This is a genomic window from Streptomyces katrae (genome assembly GCF_000966975.1).
Taxonomy (GTDB): Bacteria; Actinomycetota; Actinomycetes; order Streptomycetales; family Streptomycetaceae; genus Streptomyces; species Streptomyces katrae.
In genome coordinates this window covers 1-3,949 of record NZ_JZWV01000754.1, presented here as the reverse complement: position 1 = coordinate 3,949, position 3,949 = coordinate 1, and the positions used below count along the sequence as shown (strand labels likewise).

Here is a 3,949-nt window from a genome sequence, read left to right as displayed (position 1 = left end):
CATGGGCGCCGTCTACGGGTCGATGCTGGCCGCCTCCGTCATCGTGGGTGCCGGCGTGCCGGGCGGCCCCTACCCGCGGGTGGAGCTGTCCGTGCTGCTGCTGTGCACGGGCCTGGTGTTCTGGGCGGCCCACGTCTACGCGCACCTCTTCGGCATCTCGCTGACCAACGGTCACCTGACCTGGCGTGAGTTCCGGACGGTGTGCAAGGACGAGCGGCCCATCGTCGAGGCCGCGCTGCCCCCGTCCGCCGCAGTGGCGCTCGGCCCCCTGTTCGGGCTGGACGTCAAGGGGACGGTGTGGCTGGCGCTCGGCGTGGCCCTGTGCGGCCAGATCGGCTGGACCGTCGCCGGATCCGTGCGCATGGGTGCGCCACCCCGCCTCGTCGCCGTGTCCGCCCTGGTCAGCCTGGTGCTCGGCGCGGTCATCGTGGCCGCCAAGGCGGCCCTGTCGCACTGAGGGACGGCCGGGGGCGCCCATCCGTGTGCACACCGGGGCCCGCCGCACCGCATGCCCGCCATCCGGGGCGTCGTGGTCCATGCTGTCACCCAGGACGGGCGAGGGCCGGCAGGGAGGCTGGGATGGACAGGACGGGCTCCGCCCCCGACGGCACTCCACCCGCCGGAACCGCGGCACCCGGGCGCGTCCGGAAGGGCCGGGCGGCGCTGGTCGTGGCCCTGCGGTGCGTGACCACGATCACGATCCTCGTCGCCGCGTACTTCCTGCTGCCCTTCACCCGGCACGACGTGGACGTCACCAACCTCGCGCTCGGCCTGAGCGCCGTCACGGCCGTGTTCGCCCTGCAGGTCCGGTCGATCGCCCGCTCCGCCCACCCCCGGCTGCGTGCCGTCGAGGCGCTCACGACCACGATGCCGCTGTTCCTGCTGATGTACTCGGCGGCCTACTTCGTCATCGAGCAGTCCGCGCCAGGGAGCTTCAACGAGTCCCTCACCCGCGCCGACGCCCTGTACTTCACGCTCACCGTCTTCAGCACCGTCGGCTTCGGGGACATCGTGGCCCGTACCGAGCCCGCGCGGATCCTGGTGATGACGCAGATGGTGGGCAACGTCCTGGCCGTGGGCGTGGCCACGCGGATCCTGTTCGGCGCGGTGGAGGCGGCCGTCCGGCGCCAGACCTCCGGCACCCGGGGTCCGGGCTAGCCGTACCGGTGCCGTCGGGGGGGGGACGGACGCGCCGCCGGCCCCCGAATCACCCGTCACGGGTGAAGGCACCGTCACCCCGCGCACCGATCCTGAAGGCGACCGGCGGGGGCCGCCCCGCCCGCACATCGCTGTGCTGGATGAAGGAGGCGCACGATGGAGAGCCAGCTCCTCGCCTACGACTACCCCCTGTTGGGTGCTTTCTGGACGGTCCTGTGGATCTTCCTGTGGGTGCTGTGGTTCATGCTGCTGTTCCGCATCATCATCGACATATTCCGGGACGACACGATGGGCGGATGGGGAAAGGCCTTCTGGCTGATCTTCGTGGTGTTCCTGCCCTTCCTCGGCGTACTGGTCTACGTCATCGCCCGCGGCAAGAGCATGGGTGCCCGCGAGATCAAGCACGTCCAGGAGCAGCGGGCCGACATGGACGCCTACATCCGTGAGACGGCCGGCACCCGCAGCGAGGCGGACGAACTGAGCAAGCTGGCGCAGCTCCGGGCCAGCGGGGACATCACGGAAGCCGAGTACCAGGTGGCCAAGGAGAAGATCCTGCGCTAGCGCGGCCCATCGGACCGGCCGGCAGGCCCTCGGGCACCGGCCCGTGAAGAAGAAGGATCACCATGGCACACACACCGACCACGCCCCGCGGCCACTCCGACACGGCCCTGGCCGCCGCTGGAGGGCTGGTGGTATTCGCCGCCGTGATGCTGCTCATCACCGGGGTGCTCGCGATCTGCCGCGGCATCATGGGAATCGTCGAGGACGAGGTGTTCGTCCACACGCCGCGCTACGTCTTCCAGTTCGACCTGACGACCTGGGGATGGCTGCACCTGATCTTCGGAATCATCGCCGTGATCGTGGGTACCGCCCTCTTCAAGGCACCCCTGTGGGGGCGGATCGCGGGCATCGCCATCGCGAGCGTCGTCATCCTCGTGAACTTCCTGTCCCTGCCCTACTACCCGTTCTGGGCGATCATCTCCATCGCCCTCAGCGGCTTCATCATCTGGGCGCTGTGCATCATCTCCCCGGAGGACATGCGATGACGGGACCATGACTCCCCGGTCCGCCCTCGGGCGCCGGGCGCCGGACGCCGGTACGCGGCACGCCGCGTACCGGCGCCGCGTCGTCCGCAGGGGGTCACCCGCTCGGGGCGGGGGCCCTGGCGGGTGAGCGGGGCTGGACGTCCGGGATCCGGTGGGTGAAGAACAGCGCGAGGAGGGCGGTGACGGCGAGGATCCCGAGCGCGGCGCGCAGACCCTCCAGCCGGGCCTGGGCATTGGCCTCCAAGGCCGCCTCGGACACCTGCGGACTGGCGCCCGCCTGGTCGAGGGCCGTCCTGAGGTCGGCGTCGGAGAGGAAGGGCACCCCGCTCTGGAGCTGGGCGGACGCCTGGCCCTTGACCGTGTCGGGGACGGCCGGGTTCTGCTCGATGCTGGTGAGGAACGAGGTGGTGAGCACCGCGAGCATGACCGATCCGGCGAGCGCGGTCCCGATCGAGGCACCGAGGTTGGTCACGGAGTTCTGCACGCCGCCCACCTCGGCGCTCCGCTCGTCCGGCACGGCGGACACGGTCACCGAACCCAGCTGCGACGCCAGCGCGCCCATGCCGAGTCCGATCAGCAGCAACGGGACGGTCACGATCTCGGCACCCGCGTCGAGGTCGAGGGCGCCCATCAGGACCACCGCGCCGGCCAGCAGCGCCAGGACACCCAGGCGCACCACCCGGCGCGGGGACACGTCCGGCGCCAGTTTCGGGATCAGGAGCGCCGCGGCCATCAGCGTCACCGACAGGGGAAGGATGTGCGCCCCGGTCGACAGGGCCGACAGGCCGAGCGCGACGGACAGGTACAGCGGGACGAGGAAGAACACGCCCATCTGCACCAGGTACTGGAAGAAGAACATCGTCAGGCCGCCGGTCAGCTGCCGGTTGCCCAGCAGGCCCGGGTCCACGAGGGGTTCCCGGCCGCTCCGGGCGACGCGGCGCTCCCAGGCGAGGAAGACCCAGACCAGGAACAGCCCGGCGCCGATCAGCCACGCCGCGGGTGAGATCCCGAGCCAGGCAGGCCCGTCGGCCTTCGGCACGAACCAGCCCCACACCCCGGACTTCAGCACGCCGAAGACGAAGAGGCCGAGGCCGAGGACGGAGAACAGGGCGCCGACGAAGTCGATGGAGGGCCGGGCCTCGGCCGGCGCGTCGGCGACCTGCCGGGAGAGCAGCAGGATGACGGCCACGAGGACCACCTCGCCGGCGAACACCCAGCGCCAGGAGAAGTAGGTCGTCGCCAGGCCGCCGATCAGCGGCCCGACCGCGATCGCGACGGCGCCGGCCGCGGTGACCAGGCCGTACGCGGCCGGCCGCCGTTCGGGGGCGAAGTTCTGGGCGACCAGGGCCACGATGGCGGGCAGGATCAGGGCGGCGCCGACGCCCTCCAGGAACGACCAGCCCAGCAGCAGCACGGTCAGGTTCGGGGCGATCGCGGTCGTGAACGACCCGCAGCCGTACACCACGCCGCCGATCATGAACGCCCGCTTGCGGCCGATCAGCGCCCCGACCTTCCCGCCGGGAATCATGAACATGGCCATGACCAGGGTGTACGCGGTGATGGCGCCCTGGATCCCCGCCACGGTCGAGCCCACGTCCTCGGCGACCGTCGCGATGGAGACGTTCATGACCGAGCTGTCCAGGGCCATCAGGAACTGCGCGGACGCGAGCGCCAGCAGGGTGGCCCGAGGGGACGTCGGGCGTGGCGGGGTGCCTCCGGAAGCCATGCGGGCCAGCATCCCAGCC

5 protein-coding genes are annotated in these 3,949 nt (G+C 71.3%); 4 read left to right on the top strand and 1 reads right to left on the bottom strand.

Annotated features, from left to right (window positions below; genetic code table 11):
- The 4 genes from VR44_RS25925 to VR44_RS25910 all read left to right on the top strand — a co-directional run.
- A partial coding sequence (locus VR44_RS25925) for a membrane protein (protein WP_045950013.1) occupies window positions 1-457 on the top strand: 457 nt, incomplete at its 5' end.
- A 122-nt stretch (window positions 458-579) separates the two neighbouring features.
- Window positions 580-1,158: a potassium channel family protein gene (locus tag VR44_RS25920; protein WP_045950012.1), complete on the top strand. Its 579-nt coding sequence runs from the start codon at window positions 580-582 to the stop codon at window positions 1,156-1,158.
- A 156-nt stretch (window positions 1,159-1,314) separates the two neighbouring features.
- Complete coding sequence (locus VR44_RS25915) at window positions 1,315-1,719, top strand: SHOCT domain-containing protein (protein WP_045950011.1); 405 nt, start codon at window positions 1,315-1,317, stop codon at window positions 1,717-1,719.
- 62 nt (window positions 1,720-1,781) lie between these two features.
- The gene (locus tag VR44_RS25910; protein ID WP_045950010.1) at window positions 1,782-2,204 is read left to right on the top strand and encodes a DUF7144 family membrane protein; all 423 of its coding nucleotides are present in this window, start codon (window positions 1,782-1,784) and stop codon (window positions 2,202-2,204) included.
- A gap of 94 nt (window positions 2,205-2,298) precedes the next feature.
- Here VR44_RS25910 and VR44_RS25905 read toward each other — a convergent pair whose 3' ends face one another.
- Complete coding sequence (locus VR44_RS25905; protein WP_045950014.1) at window positions 2,299-3,930, bottom strand: MFS transporter; 1,632 nt, start codon at window positions 3,928-3,930, stop codon at window positions 2,299-2,301.
- Window positions 3,931-3,949 lie beyond the last annotated feature (19 nt).

Coding starts and splice junctions, on each gene's coding strand:
- VR44_RS25920 (WP_045950012.1), top strand. CDS start 580: ATGGACAGGACGGGCTCCGCCCCCGACGGCACTCCACCCGCCGGAACC.
- VR44_RS25915 (WP_045950011.1), top strand. CDS start 1,315: ATGGAGAGCCAGCTCCTCGCCTACGACTACCCCCTGTTGGGTGCTTTC.
- VR44_RS25910 (WP_045950010.1), top strand. CDS start 1,782: ATGGCACACACACCGACCACGCCCCGCGGCCACTCCGACACGGCCCTG.
- VR44_RS25905 (WP_045950014.1), bottom strand. CDS start 3,930: ATGGCTTCCGGAGGCACCCCGCCACGCCCGACGTCCCCTCGGGCCACC.